The 15,782-nt window shown below is 72.8% G+C and carries 11 protein-coding genes; 1 reads left to right on the plus strand and 10 read right to left on the minus strand.

The window, feature by feature from the left end; all coding sequences use genetic code 11:
• Nucleotides 1-124: 124 nt before the first annotated feature.
• From eno to G8D98_RS14500, 7 genes are all read right to left on the minus strand, one after another.
• Entirely contained in the window at nt 125-1,414 is a 1,290-nt protein-coding gene (eno, locus tag G8D98_RS14470) for a phosphopyruvate hydratase (protein ID WP_166104915.1), read from the minus strand.
• A gap of 123 nt (nt 1,415-1,537) precedes the next feature.
• The gene (locus G8D98_RS14475; RefSeq protein WP_166104917.1) at nt 1,538-2,467 is read right to left on the minus strand and encodes a pseudouridine-5'-phosphate glycosidase; all 930 of its coding nucleotides are present in this window, start codon (nt 2,465-2,467) and stop codon (nt 1,538-1,540) included.
• Complete coding sequence (locus G8D98_RS14480) at nt 2,464-3,618, minus strand: PfkB family carbohydrate kinase (RefSeq protein WP_166104919.1); 1,155 nt, start codon at nt 3,616-3,618, stop codon at nt 2,464-2,466. The genes G8D98_RS14475 and G8D98_RS14480 overlap by 4 nt, the downstream gene beginning before the upstream one ends.
• A 232-nt stretch (nt 3,619-3,850) precedes the next feature.
• On the minus strand, nt 3,851-4,801 hold the full coding sequence (locus G8D98_RS14485) for a nucleoside triphosphate pyrophosphohydrolase (RefSeq protein WP_166104921.1): 951 nt from the start codon (nt 4,799-4,801) through the stop codon (nt 3,851-3,853).
• Nucleotides 4,798-5,313 carry a SurA N-terminal domain-containing protein gene (locus G8D98_RS14490; RefSeq protein ID WP_166104923.1) on the minus strand — a complete coding sequence of 172 codons (516 nt, stop codon included), beginning with the start codon at nt 5,311-5,313 and terminating at the stop codon, nt 4,798-4,800. The genes G8D98_RS14485 and G8D98_RS14490 overlap by 4 nt, the downstream gene beginning before the upstream one ends.
• Nucleotides 5,314-5,332: 19 nt before the next feature.
• Nucleotides 5,333-8,914 carry a transcription-repair coupling factor gene (gene mfd, locus G8D98_RS14495; protein ID WP_166104925.1) on the minus strand — a complete coding sequence of 1,194 codons (3,582 nt, stop codon included), beginning with the start codon at nt 8,912-8,914 and terminating at the stop codon, nt 5,333-5,335.
• A 102-nt stretch (nt 8,915-9,016) separates the two neighbouring features.
• Nucleotides 9,017-9,748 carry a hypothetical protein gene (locus G8D98_RS14500; RefSeq protein WP_166104927.1) on the minus strand — a complete coding sequence of 244 codons (732 nt, stop codon included), beginning with the start codon at nt 9,746-9,748 and terminating at the stop codon, nt 9,017-9,019.
• A 251-nt stretch (nt 9,749-9,999) separates the two neighbouring features.
• Between G8D98_RS14500 and G8D98_RS14505 the strand changes: the two genes are divergently transcribed.
• A complete protein-coding gene (locus tag G8D98_RS14505; protein ID WP_166104929.1) occupies nt 10,000-13,374 on the plus strand; it encodes a PKD domain-containing protein in 3,375 nt (1,124 codons plus the stop codon).
• Between the two features lie 70 nt (nt 13,375-13,444).
• Here the strand turns inward: G8D98_RS14505 and G8D98_RS14510 are convergent, their stop codons facing one another.
• The 3 genes from G8D98_RS14510 to G8D98_RS14520 are packed head-to-tail and all read right to left on the minus strand — an operon-like array spanning nt 13,445 to nt 15,777.
• On the minus strand, nt 13,445-14,038 hold the full coding sequence (locus tag G8D98_RS14510; protein ID WP_166104931.1) for a hypothetical protein: 594 nt from the start codon (nt 14,036-14,038) through the stop codon (nt 13,445-13,447).
• A complete protein-coding gene (locus G8D98_RS14515) occupies nt 14,031-15,020 on the minus strand; it encodes a sulfotransferase family protein (protein ID WP_338088793.1) in 990 nt (329 codons plus the stop codon). Before G8D98_RS14515 ends, G8D98_RS14510 begins: the two co-directional genes overlap by 8 nt.
• Complete coding sequence (locus tag G8D98_RS14520) at nt 14,926-15,777, minus strand: sulfotransferase family protein (RefSeq protein ID WP_166104932.1); 852 nt, start codon at nt 15,775-15,777, stop codon at nt 14,926-14,928. The genes G8D98_RS14515 and G8D98_RS14520 overlap by 95 nt, the downstream gene beginning before the upstream one ends.
• Nucleotides 15,778-15,782: the final 5 nt, after the last annotated feature.

Raw genomic sequence — 15,782 nt, forward strand, 5'->3', positions numbered from 1 at the left:
GCCGTGGGGCGCGCCGACCCGGCCCGGCCGCCCCCGGCGCCGGCGCGCGCCGAGGTCCCGCGTCGCGGCGGACGCGAGGCGGGTCCGGTGCGGCCGGCAGCCATGGGAGCGCTCCTGCTCCGGCTCAGGCCAGCCGGGCGGCGAACCGCGGGAAGGCGCCAAGGCCGGCGTAGACCGCGGCGTCGTCGAGCTCCTCCTCGATGCGCAGCAGCTGGTTGTACTTCGCCACCCGCTCCGAGCGGGCGGGCGCGCCGGTCTTGATCTGGCCGCAGTTCGTCGCAACGGCCAGGTCGGCGATGGTGACGTCCTCGGTCTCGCCGGAGCGGTGGCTCATCATGCAGCGGTACCCGTTGCGGTGGGCGAGGTCGACGGCGTCGAGGGTCTCGGTGAGCGACCCGATCTGGTTGACCTTGACGAGCAGGGCGTTGGCGGTGCCGGACTCGATGCCCCGGGAGATCCGCTCCGGGTTGGTGACGAACAGGTCGTCACCGACGATCTGGATGCTCGTGCCGAGCCGGTCGGTGAGGCTCTTCCAGCCCTCCCAGTCGTCCTCGTCCAGCGGGTCCTCGAGGGAGACGAGGGGGTAGGCCTCGACGAGCTCGGCGTAGTAGTCGACGAGCTCGGCGGCGGACTTCGAGCCCCCCTCGAACGCGTACGCGCCGTCCTCGAAGAACTCCGAGGCGGCGACGTCGAGCGCGAGCGCGATCTGCTCGCCCGGGGTGTAGCCGGCCTTCTCGATCGCCTCGAGGATGAGGTCGAGCGCGGCCCGGTTGGACTCGAGGTTCGGCGCGAAGCCGCCCTCGTCGCCGAGACCGGTGGCCAGGCCCTTGTCCTTGAGGACGCCCTTGAGCGCGTGGTAGACCTCCGCGCCCCAGCGCAGCGCCTCGCGGAAGGACTCGGCGCCGACCGGCGCGATCATGAACTCCTGGATGTCGACGTTGGAGTCGGCGTGGCTGCCCCCGTTGAGGATGTTCATCATCGGCACCGGCAGGACGTGGGCGTTGGGCCCGCCGACGTAGCGGAAGAGGGGCAGGTCGGCCGAGTCGGCCGCGGCCCGCGCCACGGCCAGGCTGACGCCGAGGATGGCGTTGGCGCCGACCTTCTCCTTGTTGGCGCTGCCGTCGATGGCGAGCATCTCGGCGTCGACGAGCCGCTGCTCGCTGGCCTCGAAGCCGAGCAGCTTCGGCCCGAGCTCGTCGATGACGGCGTCGACCGCCTGCTCGACGCCCTTGCCGCCGTAGCGCCCCTTGTCGCCGTCGCGGCGCTCGACGGCCTCGAAAGCGCCGGTCGACGCGCCGCTCGGCACTGCCGCGCGCGCGACCGTACCGTCGTCGAGGGCGACCTCGACCTCGACCGTGGGGTTGCCGCGCGAGTCGAGGATCTCGCGCGCGCCTACTGCCTCGATGCTGGCCACAACGGCCTCCTGGGTAGGGGGAATCCTTTCCTCCCGAGCCTAGCCGGGCCCGCCCCGGTCGCCCACGACCGACCCGCCTCCGCGGCCTCCGGGTGGCCTCGCGCGGGCCCGTCGACGGCCGGCTCAGCCGAGCGCCGCGAGCGCGACGGCGATGGCCGCCCCGACCCGGGCGTTGTGCTCGACGAGCGCGATGTTCGTCGCCAGCGACCGTCCACCGGAGAGCTCGACGACCCGGCCGAGCAGGTAGGGGGTGATGTCCTTGCCGCGCACCCCGGCCCGGTCGGCGTCGGCCAGCGCACGGGCGATGACCTCGTCGATCTCCTCGCGCGGCAGCTCGTCCTCCACGGGCACCGGGTTCGCGACGGCGATCCCGCTGGGTAGGCCGAGGTCCCAGGTGGCCCGGGCCATCCGCGCCACCTCCTCGGGGCGCTCGAGGCGCATCGGCACCGGCACCCCGGAGGAGCGCGAGAAGAACGACGGGAAGTCGTCGGTGCCGAGGCCCACGACGGGGACCCCGAGGGTCTCGAGCACCTCGAGGGTGCGGCCGATGTCGAGGATGGACTTCACCCCCGCCGAGACGACCGCCACGCGGGTGCGGGAGAGCTCGGTGAGGTCGGCGGAGACGTCCATCGAGGACTCCGCCCCCTGGTGGACCCCGCCGAGCCCGCCGGTGACGAACAGCTCGATGCCCGCGAGCCCGGCGATGCGCATGGTGCTCGCCACCGTCGTCGCCCCGTGCGAGCCGGTGGAGACGACGTAGCCGAGGTCGCGGACGCTCACCTTGGGGATCTGGCCGTCCGACCCGAGCAGCTCGAGCTCGTCGTCGGCGAGCCCGACCGTCGGCCGGCCGGCGATGACGGCGATGGTGGCCGGCACGGCGCCGCCCGCGCGGACGATGGCCTCCACGCGCCGCGCCATCGCCACGTTCTGCGGGTAGGGCATCCCGTGGCTGATGATCGTCGACTCCAGGGCGACCACCGGGAGTCCCTCGGCGAGCGCGTCGCGCACCTCCGGGGCGAGGGCGAGCAGCGGGTGCGGTTCGGGCGTGGTCATCGGGTCAGCTCCTCGACGGATGGCTCGGTGGGGGTCAGATGGGTCGCGACGAGGGCCGCGGTCAGGTCCGGGCGCACGGTGTCGGGGCAGGTGCAGGTGAGCGCGGCGAGCACCTGGCCGTAGCGCGCCGCCTCCACCGGGTCGGCGCCGCCCAGCAGCGCGTGCACGTAGCCGGCGGTCATCGCGTCGCCGGCGCCCGTGACGTCCTCCACCGTGGTCTCCGGGGCGGCGACGGCGACCGCGCGGCCGGGGTGGCCGGCCTCCGGGCGCTGCGAGAGCAGGCTCCCCTGCCGGCCCCGGCGGACCCAGACGTGCTCGACGCCGCGGGCGTGCAGGGTCCCCGCCGCCTCGAGGATCGCCGCCGGGTCCTCCCCGACGCAGTGGCCGACGAGCGCCCCCAGCTCGTCGACGTTGGGGGTCAGGGTGTGCACCACGGCCGGGCCGCCGAGCACCCGGCCGACCCGGGTGGCCTTGGCGACGCTCACCGGCTCCAGGACCACGGGGACGCCGGCGTCCCCGGCGGCAGCGAGCAGCCACCGGACGACGTCGGCGCCGAGGTTGCCGTCGACGACGAGCGCGTCGGCGGCGGCGAGCAGCCCCGGGACGGCGGCGAGCTCGGGGACCGACAGCTCGTCGGTGGCGCGCATGTCGGCGACGGCGACGAGCAGGTCGCCCCCGTCGTCGAGCACGGCGGTGTACGACCCCGTCGGGTGCGCCGAGGTGACGACCTCGCGGCAGTCGACGCCGGCGGCCGCCGTGCGGGCGACGACGGTACGTCCGGGCAGGTCGTCGCCGACGGCGGCCACGAGCCGGGTGGGCCGGCCGAGCCGCGCGAGGTTCTCGGCGATGTTGCGTCCGACGCCTCCCACGCTCGAGGTGGAGGTGCCCGGGTTGCTCGTGCCGAGGACGGGCGCGGCGCGCGTGCGGACTTTGGCGTCGAGCACGGCGCCGCCGACGACGAGCACGGAGCGCGCGTCGGGCCTGACGAGGTAGCCCCGCCCGAGGAGCACGCCCTTGCGGGTGAGGTTGCTCAGGTGGACCGAGACGGCGGCCCGGGTGGAGCCGAGCCGGTGGGCGAGGGCCGCGGCGTCCAGGAGCGGGTCGGCGCGCAGCAGCGCGACGATCTCGCGCTCGCGCTCGGTGAGGTCCACGCTTGCAACTCTAAAGGCCCTTCGCATCTGCAAGCACACCGGCCCCCTCGCGCTCTGCGCCCCACCGCCCGGCCCTCGAGTGCGCACGAGGTTGCCAGGACAGCCACCTGCGCACTCGCCGCCGTGAGGCGCCCGGCCGCCACGGCGCCGAGTGCGGGCGCGGTTGCCAGGACAGCCACCTGCGCACTCGCCGCCGGTCGGTGGGTGGCTGGGTGGGGTGGGTGCCTGCGGCTCAGCCTGCGGCGGCATCGTCCGCGACGTCGCGCAGCGCCGCGCGCACCCGCTCCTCGGCCAGGGTCAGCTCGGTGCGCGCCCGCTGGAGTGCCTCGAGGGTGCCCTCCCCCGGGGTGAGGGCACGGCGCCGGACCCGGGCGAGCACCTTCTCCGCGGCGAGCTGCGCAGGCAGGGCGGCCGGGATGCCGTGCAGGGGGTCCGCGGAGTACTCGCCGCCGGAGGCCGCCTTCTCGGCGGCCTTGATCCGCTCCCACTCCTGCTCGACCTGCGCCGGGGTGCTCGCGTCACCGTCGGTGAAGACGTGCGGATGGCGCCGTACGAGCTTGTCGACGAGCAGCCCGGCCACGGTGTCGATGTCGAAGGGGTCGGCGGTGTCGTCCTCGGCGACCCGGGCGTGGAAGAGCACCTGGAGCAGGACGTCCCCGAGCTCCTCGGCGACCGCGCGCGGGTCGCCGTGCTCGATGGCCTCGAGCACCTCGTAGGTCTCCTCGACGAGGTAGGGCCCGAGGCTTGCGTGCGTCTGCTCGGCGTCCCAGGGGCAGCCGCCGGGCGAGCGCAGGCGGTCCATGGCCGCGACGGCGTCGAGGAGGCGGCCGCCCTGGACGTCCCAGGAGCCCACGACGAGCTCGACCTCGGGAGGCGTCTCGAGACGCGAGACCTCGGCCGCGACTGCGTCCGAGAGCCCCGGGTCGGTGTCGGCGGAGCCGAGCCAGACGACCGGGTCGGCGGTGGCCAGCTCGACGAGCCGACGGGCCAGCGCCGGCGGGGGGAGCTCGCCGACGTACTCGAGCTCGAGGCCCGCCTCGGTCAGCGCCTCCGCGAGGGGCTCCTGCGGGCTGCGGGCCAGTCGGCGGGTGGCGCCGGTGAGCACCTCCCACGCCTGGTGGGACAGCAGCCCCGGGGCGACCCTCGGGGAGGTGACGAGGAGCGCCAGACGCCCGGCGGTCACTTCGAGGTGCTGTAGGACTCGACCCACTCGGGCTGGGTCTCCGCGACGCTCGCGGTCGAGGGGTCGAAGTCCCCGTAGCGGGGGTTGACCTCGACGTCGAGCTTCTCGAACAGCGAGATCGGGACCTGCACGCCCGCGTCCTGGATGGCCTGCAGCGCGAGCTCGGCGCGCAGCACCTCGAGCGTCGGCTCCTCGGCGGGCTCGCCGTCGTAGTCGGGCTGCTGCTCGTAGGTGTGCTCGGCGACGGTCTCCGAGACCGGGGAGCCCTGCTGCTCGGCGAGGTCGAGGATGACGGGGGCCTGGATGAGCCGGCTCAGCACATCGCTCGTCGAGAGGTTGGCACTGGGGAAGGTCGCGTTGATCTGGGACTGCGCGGTGTGCACCTCGGTCTCGGTGATGACCTGTCCGTCGACCGTGGCCGCCCGGTTGGCCTGCGTCGTGCCACACCCGGTCGTGACGAGGGCGACACCGAGGGCGAGGGCCGCGCTGACGCGGCGGACCGAGGGGGTCACGAGCAGTCCTTTCGTCCGGTCACCCCCGGGCGGGGGCGCTCGCGGCGCGGGCGGCCGCACCGACATTGTCCATGACGACCGCGCGGAGGACCTCGGCGGCCCACTCGAGGATGTCACGGTCGCGCAGGGGGCGGCCACCCACCGCGGCCGTGCGGGGCGCGGGGACGAGCAGGCTGTGTGTCGCGGCCTTGAGGATGGACCGCGGGTAGACGCGCTGCAGGCGCAGCTGCTGGCTCTCGCGCAGCTCCACCGGACCGAAGCGCACGTGGTTGCCCTGGAGGCTGATGTCGGCGACCCCGGCCTCGCGCGCCACGGTCCGCAGCCGGGCCACCTCGAGGAGGTTGCGCACCGGCTCGGGCACCGGCCCGTAGCGGTCGACCAGCTCGCCCTCGATCTCCGCCAGCTGCGCCTCGTCGACGACGGCGGCCAGCTTCTTGTACATCTCGAGGCGCAGCCGCTCGTGCGGCACGTAGTCGTGCGGGAGGTGGGCGTCGACCGGCAGCTCGATCCGGATCTCGGCCGGCGCCTCCTCGCCCTCGCCCCGGAAGGAGGCCACGGCCTCCCCGACGAGGCGGACGTAGAGGTCGAACCCGACCCCGGCGATGTGCCCGGACTGCTCGCCGCCGAGCAGGTTGCCCGCGCCGCGGATCTCGAGGTCCTTCATCGCCACCTGCATGCCGGCACCGAGGTCGGTGTTGCTCGCGATGGTCTGCAGCCGGTCGAGCGCGGTCTCGGTGAGCGGCGTCTCGGGCGGGTAGAGGAAGTACGAGTACGCCCGCTCCCGGCCGCGGCCGACCCGTCCGCGCAGCTGGTGCAGCTGGCTGAGGCCGAGCCGGTCGGCCCGCTCGACGATCAGGGTGTTGGCGTTGCTGATGTCGAGCCCGGTCTCGACGATCGTCGTGCACACGAGCACGTCGAACCGCTTCTCCCAGAAGTCGACCACCACCTGCTCGAGCTTGTGCTCGCCCATCTTCCCGTGCGCTGTCGCCACCCGGGCCTCGGGGACGAGCTCGCGGATGCGGGCGGCGGCACGCTCGATCGTCGAGACCTTGTTGTGGACGAGGAAGACCTGGCCCTCTCGCAGCAGCTCGCGTCGGATGGCGGCGGTCACCGTCTTCTCGTCGTAGGCGCCGACGTAGGTGAGCACCGGGTGGCGCTCCTCGGGCGGGGTGGCGAGCGTGGACATCTCGCGGATGCCGGTGACCGCCATCTCGAGGGTGCGGGGGATCGGGGTCGCCGACATGGCGAGGACGTCGACCGAGGTGCGCAGCGCCTTGAGCTGCTCCTTGTGCTCGACGCCGAAGCGCTGCTCCTCGTCGACGACGACGAGGCCGAGGTTCTTGAAGCGGACCTCCCTGGAGAGGAGTCGGTGGGTGCCGATGACGAGGTCGACCGAGCCGTCGGCCAGGCCTGCGAGGACCGCCCGGGCCTCGGCGTCGCTCTGGAAGCGGGAGAGCGCCTTGACGGTGACCGGGAAGCCGGCATAGCGCTCGGAGAAGGTGTTGAGGTGCTGCTGGACGAGCAGGGTGGTGGGGCAGAGCACGGCCACCTGCGTGCCGTCCTGGATCGCCTTGAAGGCCGCCCGGACCGCGATCTCGGTCTTGCCGTAGCCCACGTCGCCGCAGACGAGGCGGTCCATGGGCACGGCGCGCTCCATGTCGGCCTTGACCTCCTCGATCGTGCTCAGCTGGTCGGGGGTTTCGACGTGCGCGAAGGCGTCCTCGAGCTCGCGCTGCCACGGGGTGTCCGGCCCGAAGGCGTGGCCGGTGGTCGCCATCCGGGCGGAGTAGAGCCGGATGAGCTCGGCGGCGATCTGCTTGACGTACCGCCGGGCGCGGCCCTTGGTCTGCTGCCAGTCCGAGCCACCCATCTTGTTCAGCGTCGGCTGCTCCCCGCCGACGTACCGGGTCACCTGGTCGAGCTGGTCGGTGGGGACGTAGAGCCGGTCCCCCGGCTGGCCACGCTTGGAGGCGGCGTACTCGAGGACGAGGTACTCGCGGGTGGCGCCCTGGACCGTGCGCTGCATCATCTCCACGAAGCGCCCCACTCCGTGCTGCTCGTGGACGACGAAGTCGCCCGGGCGCAGCTGGAGGGGGTCGACCTGGTTGCGGCGGCGGGAGGGCATCCGCCGCATGTCCTTGGTCGAGGTGCCGGAGCCGCCGGCCGCGCCGGTGAGGTCGGCCTCGGTGATGACGGCGAGCCGCTCGTCGGGCGCGAGGAAGCCGTGGCCGACTGCCCCGGTGGTCACGATGACCACGCCCGGCTCCGGCTCGGCCTGCCCGGGCACGAGCCGGCAGCGGACCTCGTGCTCGGCGAGGACCTCGCAGACGCGCTGCGCCAGGCCCGGCCCCTCGGTGGCGGCGAGCACCGCCCAGTCCTGCCCGACGAGGCGGCGCAGCTCGGCCACGGCGTCCTCGGTGCTGCCCCGGAACGTGGGTGCGGGCGCGAGCCCGAGGTCGAGCACGTCGTCCGCGCCGTCGCCGGGGAAGGGGGTGAGGTCGAGCCAGCCGAGGCCGAGGTCTCGGGCCTGCTCACGCAGCTCGGCGATCGTGCGGAAGGAGGCGGTGCCGAGGACCGCCTCGAGGTCGATGGGCACCGCGCTGCCCCCGGCCGCGTTCGCCCACCCGGCCTGGAGGAACTCCTCGCTCGTCGAGACGAGGTCGTGGGCACGGGTGCGCACCCGCTCCGGGTCGCAGTCGACGAGCACCGAGCCCGGGGGCATGACCTCCAGCAGGGTCTCCATGCCGTCGACGAGCGCGGGTGAGAGCGCCTCCATGCCCTCGACCGCGATCCCCTGGGCCAGCTTCTCGAGCAGGTCGGCGACCCCGGGGAGCTGGTCGGCGAGGGCGGCGGCACGTTCGCGGACGGCGGGCGTGAGGAGCAGCTCGCGACACGGAGGTGCCCACAGCCCGTGCTCGGCGACCTCCAGGGAGCGCTGGTCGGCCACCTTGAACCAGCGGATCTCCTCGACGGTGTCCCCCCACATCTCGATCCGCAGCGGGTGCTCCTCGGTGGGCGGAAAGACGTCGAGAATGCCTCCACGGACGGCGAACTCGCCACGACGCTCGACGAGGTCGACCCGGGCGTAGGCCGCCGCGGCGAGGTCCTCGACGATGCGCTCGAGCGGCACCTCGTCGCCGGCGGCGAGCGCGACCGGGCGCAGCTCGCCGAGCCCCTTGGCGACCGGCTGGAGGACGGCGCGGACGGGCGCGACGACGACGGCCAGCCGCCCGTGGGTGGCGTCACCCGCATCGGGGTGCGCCAGCCGGCGCAGGACCGAGAGCCGCTGCCCCACGGTGTCGCTGCGCGGGCTGAGCCGCTCGTGCGGCAGGGTCTCCCACGAGGGGAACAGCCCGACGGCGTCCTCCCCGAGGGTCGCGGCGAGCCCGGCGTGGAGGTCCTCGGCCTCGCGCCCGGTCGCGCACACCGCGAGCACGGGGGCGCCACCGGGGCGAGGGCTGAGCGCGGAGACGACGGCCGGGCGGGCGCCGGCGGGGGCGTACGCCTCCACCGCGGCCGCCGGCACGGCGAGAGCGTCGGAGAGGGTGGTCAGCTGCGGGAGCGCGGCGAGGTGCGATCGCACCGGGGCGAGGGAGGGCATGTCACCGACCAGAATAGTGCGCACCACCGACACGGACGGAGCGAGGCGTTGCGGCCCGGTCGTCGGCCCAGCAGCCCGGTGAGGGCTTCCGTTGACCAGGGACTATGCCGCGGCGGAACCGGCCGCTGGCTGGCCCCGACGGCGGGTCGCGTAGTACACGAGCAGTACCGCGGCCGCGACGAAGTCCTCGGTGGCCCGCTGCACGTAGTACGTCACGTTCTCGACGACGCCCTCGGGTCGGGCCGGTGTCACGACGTGCAGCGCCAGGATGAGCGCGAGGAGAGCGACGGCGGAGACGATGTTCCGCCAGCGGTGTGGCGGACCGTCCCGCAGCAGGGCGGGGTCCACCGCGTCGACCACCAGGGGGACGAGCACGAAGGCTCCCAGGGCCTCCGCCATGTCGGTCGCCAGGGCGCTACGGCCTGCCAGGACGGGGAAGAGGACGCCCACGGCGGGGACAACCAGTGCCCACCGGGACAACGGACGCGGGAGCTGGAGGTAGACGACGAGGATCCCGAGCCCGACGAGGGCCTCGTTGAGGGTGACCACCTGCGAGGGCCACGGCGCCTGGCGCAGGAGCAGCCCACCGCCGACGAGGACCACACCGGCCCCGAGAGTCAGCGGCCACTGCAGCCGGCTGGCGCCCAGCCGCGGCCGCACCAGGTCCAGCCAGGCAGCCACCACGAGGAGGATGAGGAAGCCCTCGCTGTTGCGCGAGACCGTCCGTCCGAGGTGCCCGGGCAGGAGGTCGGCCAAGGTACGGGTCAGGATGAGGAGCAACAGGGCCACGACGACGCCGTAGAGGGCGAGCCGGGCCCACCCTGGGGTCCGCATGCTGGATCTAACCACGCCGACGGGCCCTGGCACACCGCCCCGGGGCACCTGGGGCCCGGTCCGGCCGTGGAGCGCAGCTCCGGCAGGCCTTTTTGTCTCGAATCGGCAGACAATCGGCGGCTGCCCCGTTACGGTAGGCCCGGCGACTACCCAGCAGGAGGGCGTTCGCCGTCCGGCTCCTCGGCGCCGGACCACAACATCGGGTACCCGCAGCGCGGAGACCCGTCCGAGAGAGCAGGGACTCGGAACACATGAAGAAGCTTCTCGCTGCCGCGGCTTCGGCCGTCACGATGGCAGCCGTCCTCGTCGCACCCACCTCGGCCAATGCGAGCCAGATCTCGGTCAACCCGCCCTCCACGGGCCAGATGCCGAGCGAGGTTCCAGCGTCGTACACCCCGGCGGTCAACGGGGACAACATCCTCGGGATCGCCTCGGTGGGCGACCAGATCGTCATCGGCGGTCCCTTCACCACGGTCGCCGGTCAGGCGCGCGACGGGGTCGCGGTCTTCGACGCCGACACCGGGGCGCTCAACACCTCGTTCAACCCGAGCATCGACGGCAAGGTGCTCACCGTGCTGCCGGGCCCGAGCGCCGACACGGTCTACGTCGGCGGCAACTTCACGACCGTCAACGGCGCCTCGGTGAAGAACCTCACGCTGCTCAGCACCGTGGACGGCTCGACCGTCACGTCGTTCAAGGCACCGACGATCAACCGTCCGGTCAACGACCTGGACCGACACGGGAACCGCCTGTTCGTCGGCGGCGTCTTCACCAAGGTCGGCGGCCGCGCGCTCGGCGGTCTGCTGAGCCTCGATGCCACCACCGGGGCGTTCGACCCGTACCTCCAGGTCAAGCTGACCATCCGGCACAACGACGGCGTGAGCGGCGCCGCCAAGGCCCCGGTGGGCGCGACGAACATCGCGGTCTCCCCGGACGGCACCAAGCTCGTCGTCCTCGGCAACTTCAAGAAGGCCGACGGGAACGCCCGAGTCCAGGCCGTGCTCATCGACCTCACCGGCGCCAGCGCGGCCGTCGCCGACTACTGGGCGACCAGCGGGTACGAGCCGCTCTGCTACAACTGGGCCTACGACTCGTACATGCGCGGTCTCGCCTTCTCCCCGGACGGCTCGTACTTCGTCATCTCCGCGACCGGCGGCGGTCACACCACGCTGTGCGACACGGTCTCCCGGTGGGAGGCGAACGCCACCGGCACCGACGTCCAGCCCACCTGGGTCGACTACGCCGGCGGTGACACGTTCTGGGCCACGACGGTGACCGACACGGCGGTCTTCATCGGCGGCCACCAGCGGTGGGCGAACAACGAGAACGGGAACGACTACGCAGGTAGTGGCGCCGTGCCGCGAGCCGGCCTGGCGGCCCTCGACCCGGTCAGCGGCCGACCACTGGAGTGGAACCCCGGACGCAACCCACGCGGCGTGTCCGTCAAGGCGATGCTCGCGACCGACAAGGGCCTGTGGATGGGCTACGACACGGTCTGGGTGGGCAACCGGAAGTACAAGCGTCCACGGTTGGCCTTCTTCCCCTACGACGGCGGCAGCACCGTCCACGCCTCGACGACCGCGCAGCTGCCCGCGACGGTCTTCGTCGGCAGCGGTGGGCTCGGCTCCTCCACCAACGTGCTCTACCGGGTCAACGCTGGAGGAGGCGTGGTGGGCTCGGCAGACTCGGGACCGGACTGGTCCGACGACAGCGGCAGTACCAGCGACTACCGCAACTCGGGCAGCACGGCAACCGGCTACTCCTCGACGGTGTCCTACAGCTCGTCGGTTCCCTCGGGGACACCGCTCGCGCTGTTCAACAGCGAACGCTGGGACGGGGGCGACGACCCCGAGATGCAGTGGCACTTCCCCGTCACCGCCGGGACCCCCGTCGAGGTCCGCCTGTACATGGCCAACCAGTACTCGGGTACCTCGAGCGTCGGCTCGCGGGTGTTCGACGTCGACCTCGAGGGCACCCGGGTCCTCGACGACGAGGACCTCGTGGCCGATGTCGGTCACAACGTCGCGACGACGAAGAAGTTCGATGTCACCAGCGACGGCAGCATCGACATCTCCTTCGGTCACGTGACGGAGAACCCGCTCGTCAACGCCATCGAGATCGTGCGCACCGACGTCACCCCCGAGCCGAGCACGAGCACTCTCGAGCGCACCCAGTTCGACGGGACGAGCGCGAGCACCCCGACGACGCTCGACTCCCCCATCGACTGGGCGAGCGTCAGGGGCGCGTTCGCGGTCGGGGACCTCCTCTACTACGGCAAGAGCGACGGCACCTTCTGGCGGGCGCCCTTCAACGGAGCAAGCATCGGTACTCCGGAGAAGGTCGACCCGTACCACGACCCGGAGTGGAAGGACGTCGACACCGGCAGCGGTCAGACCTTCGACGGGGCCAGTCCCTCGTTCTACTCGCAGCTCTCCAGCGTCGGGGGGATGTTCTTCTCCGGCGGCAAGCTCTACTACAACCAGGTGGGCAGCTCCACGCTGCGCTCCCTCTGGTTCTCACCCGACAGTGGCATCGTCGCCCCCAACCCCAAGACGGTCACGAGCTCGGTGAGCTTCGCCAACGTCGGAGGCATGTTCGTCAGCGGCGACCAGCTGTACTACGTCAACCGCACCACCGGGGACATGTACCGCGTGTCCTTCAGCGGAGGCGTCGTCTCCGGGTCACCGACGCTGGTGAACGGTCCCTCGACCGGCGGAGTGGACTGGCGCGGTCGGGCGCTCTTCCTCGGCAACCCCCCGGCGAACGAGCGTCCGACCGCCACCTTCACGTCGCTGTGCACGGACCTGGAGTGCTCGTTCGACGGCTCCGGCTCGGCCGACTCCGACGGCAGCATCGTGTCCTACGACTGGAGCTTCGGGGACGGCGCTACCTCGACCGACCCGGCGCCGTCGCACACCTACGCCGCGGACGGCAGCTACGAAGTGTCGCTCACCGTCACCGACGACCGCGGGGGCCAGGGCACGGCGACCCGGACCGTGTCGCCGTCCACGGCGCCGGCCGACGCGGGGTTCGTCGGGCAGGACGCCACGAACGCCAGCAAGTCGGCGGACAAGACGGTGACGCCCCCGTCCGAGGTGCAGGTCGGCGACCTGCTCCTGCTGTCGTACACGGGTAACGACGACGTGCCCGCCCCGCCCGCGGGGTGGACCCTGGCCCAGTCCTCGGTGAACTACTCCCTGGCGACCTCGGTCTGGTGGAAGGTGGCCACGAGCGCCGACCTCGGGACCTCGGTCACCCTGACGCAGTCCTCGGCCCAGAAGGCCATCGTCGGGCTCGCCGCCTACCGGGGCTTCTCGTCGGTCGGTGCCATCGACTCCACTCAGGACGTCAAGGAGGCTGCGCACACGACGCCGGAGATCCCCGTGCAGGCGGGTGACCTGGTCGTCGGCCTCTGGAGCGACAAGTCCGCCGACACCACCGACTGGACCGAGCCCGCCGGCTGGGCGGCTCGCACGGAGGTCATCGGGCAGGGCGCGGGAGCCTACAGCCTTCTCGTGGCCGACGACGGCTCGCTGGTCTCCACGGGCACCTACCCGTCGGTCACCGCGACGGTCGACGCCCCCTCGGGGCGCGGTCTCTCCTTCGCGATCGCGCTGCGTCCCTGACCACGGGGGGAGGGGGGCGGCCACTGTGGGCGGCCGCCCCCCTCCCCTCGTGCGGTCGCCGCCGAGCCCCCTACTGGGCGCGCCGGTTGAACGCGATCGTGAAGCACCCGTGGTCGCGGCCCGCCGATATCGCTGCCCGCCATGTACCGGGGCCCGGGACGGTGACTCGCAGCGCGTAGTAGCGCACCCCGTCCGGCGTGACGCGTGCCCTCGTGGCCGTGGCCCGCGCGGTGACCGCGGGCTTGCGCAGCCGGGTGAGGACGACCGTGGCACCGGACGCCTGCCGCGGGTGTGCGGGAATCACGTGAAGGCGGATCTCAGCGCCCTTGCGCCCGGAGCCGCCGGCCTTGAAGGCCTCCCGGGCCCTGACGAAGTCGCCCGCTCCGATACCCCCCGAGCGGAGGTTGCGCTGAGGCGTCGGCGTGCACGAGCCGTCAGCGGGCCCCGGGAGACGGGCCAGGAGGCCCGCCTGCCCCGAGGGCGTCGTCGCCTCGGTGCTCGCTGCGGGGACGGTGACGGACACACTCGCCTGCGGGCCCGCGCTGGTCGGGCCCGCCGTGCGGGGCAGCAGGGCCTCGCCCGCGCCGGGCGTGGCAGCGCAGCCGGGAAGGACGAGCACGGCGGCGGCCAGGGCGAGGCCCGCGGCGCGCCGTCGCTCAGGCACCCGCCGCGTCCCGCCAGCTCGGCACACCGCGCAGATACGCCTCCAGACGTGCGTCGTGGGGTGCGAAGTACTCCCCGAGGCGCAGCCGGGTGGCGGGGTCCATGTCACCCGGGCGGGCGTTGTAGCGGTCGAAGTGCGGTGGCAGCGTCCGGCTGATCCCGAGGAAGTCGGTGAGCTCGAGGAACGTGCCCTCGGGCTCGCCGAAGAAGTCGGCACTCTCGATGACGTGCAGCTGCTCCCGTGGAAGGACGGCACTGGCTCGGTCGAGCTGGTCGGCGTAGTGCCCTCGGTGGAGATAGGACTGGTGCCGGTGCGCGAAGCTCTGGTAGGCGGGGTCGCTGCGGATGCGCTCCTCCTCCCCCGCCAGCCGCTCCGGCTCGAGCTCGAGGGCACGCTCGAAGCTCTCGGTCTCGAACCCGCGAGCGGACTCGTGCTTCCACGCGGAGAAGGCGCGCTCGACGGGGTCGCGGAGCATGACGACGACCTTGACCTGCGGCAGCTCGCGCACGAGCCGTTCTATGGCCAAGGGGTGATAGAGGTAGTAGCCACTCGCCTCGAACACGCACGGCCCCCCCGCCCGTGCGGTGCGCACCGAGACGGCGGACCGCAGCGGGAAGTGACCTCCGTACCAGGCCGGGCCGCGCTCGTAGTTGACGTCGAAGTAGTTGACCCCCTTGTGGAACGAGGGCCGCACGACCTGCGGATGGGCCATGAGGGCTCGGAACAGCGAGGTCGTGCCACAACGCTGCGCCCCGGCGAGCACGAAGTCGGGCCGGACCCGAAGGCCCGCGGTCGCCGTGCCAACCTGTGTCGCGAGCCGGCGACCGGCCACGCGCACGCGGGCGGGAGCACGGGTCCGCAGGGGCGTGGGTGCCGTCCCGACGTGCTCACCCTGCCGCGACACTGTCCCACCCCCACCGTGACCGGAGATCGAGCCCCCAGTCCTCCTCGAGCAGGCGGACGTCGTCGACGTACAGGCCACGCAGGTACTCGCGGTCCTCGGGCGTCATGACGGGACGGTCCTCGCCCAGAGGTGTGTACAGCACCCGGTGGACCATCGAGGAGCGCTTCACGCGCGCGACGACACGCGCGCCGTCGAGCCTGCGGGCGACATCGGCGAACGCCCGGACGGCACGGGCCACCGGGACCGCTCTGGCCCTGCTCGCCACCAGTCGTTCGGCGAGCAGCTCGGCCGACAGCGTCAGCCGGTCCACCTGGAGGAAGTCGGTGACAGCGTCGAAGTACCCCTGCGGATCCGCCCCAAGATCATCGAACACCGCCACGTGAATGCGCTCGGCCGGGAAGAGCTCCCGGTAGGCCCGCAGCTGGGCGCCGTAGCGCCCGTGCTCGACGAGCTCGGGGACCTGCTCGACGGCCTCCCTGAAGGTCTCGGGCCACAGCCCGTGCTTGCGGGCGTAGAGGTAGGAGGAGAAGGCACGCGAGACCGGGTCACGCAGACTCACCATGAGCCGCGCGTCGGGTAGGGCCTCGTGGATGCGCGCGGGGCACCGAGGGTCGGCGAGGTAGTCCTGACAGACCTCGCCGACCACCGCGTGCTGCGGCGTCGCGCCCCGGAACTGGCCGGCGTACCAGTCCAGGCCCCGTTCGTAGTACCGGTCGAAGAAGTAGAGGTCCTTCGCCGGCGAGAGGTACACCTGGGGATGGGTGATGAGGGCCTCGTGCAACCACGACGACCCCGCCTTGTCGGGGCCGAGGTAGAGAAAGTTCGGCAAGGTCATGCGCT

This window comes from Phycicoccus endophyticus, assembly GCF_011326735.1.
GTDB lineage: Bacteria > Actinomycetota > Actinomycetes > Actinomycetales > Dermatophilaceae > Phycicoccus > Phycicoccus endophyticus.

Coding starts and splice junctions, on each gene's coding strand:
- mfd (WP_166104925.1), bottom strand. CDS start 8,914: ATGCCCTCCCTCGCCCCGGTGCGATCGCACCTCGCCGCGCTCCCGCAG.
- G8D98_RS14475 (WP_166104917.1), bottom strand. CDS start 2,467: ATGACCACGCCCGAACCGCACCCGCTGCTCGCCCTCGCCCCGGAGGTG.
- G8D98_RS14500 (WP_166104927.1), bottom strand. CDS start 9,748: ATGCGGACCCCAGGGTGGGCCCGGCTCGCCCTCTACGGCGTCGTCGTG.
- G8D98_RS14505 (WP_166104929.1), top strand. CDS start 10,000: ATGAAGAAGCTTCTCGCTGCCGCGGCTTCGGCCGTCACGATGGCAGCC.
- G8D98_RS14520 (WP_166104932.1), bottom strand. CDS start 15,777: ATGACCTTGCCGAACTTTCTCTACCTCGGCCCCGACAAGGCGGGGTCG.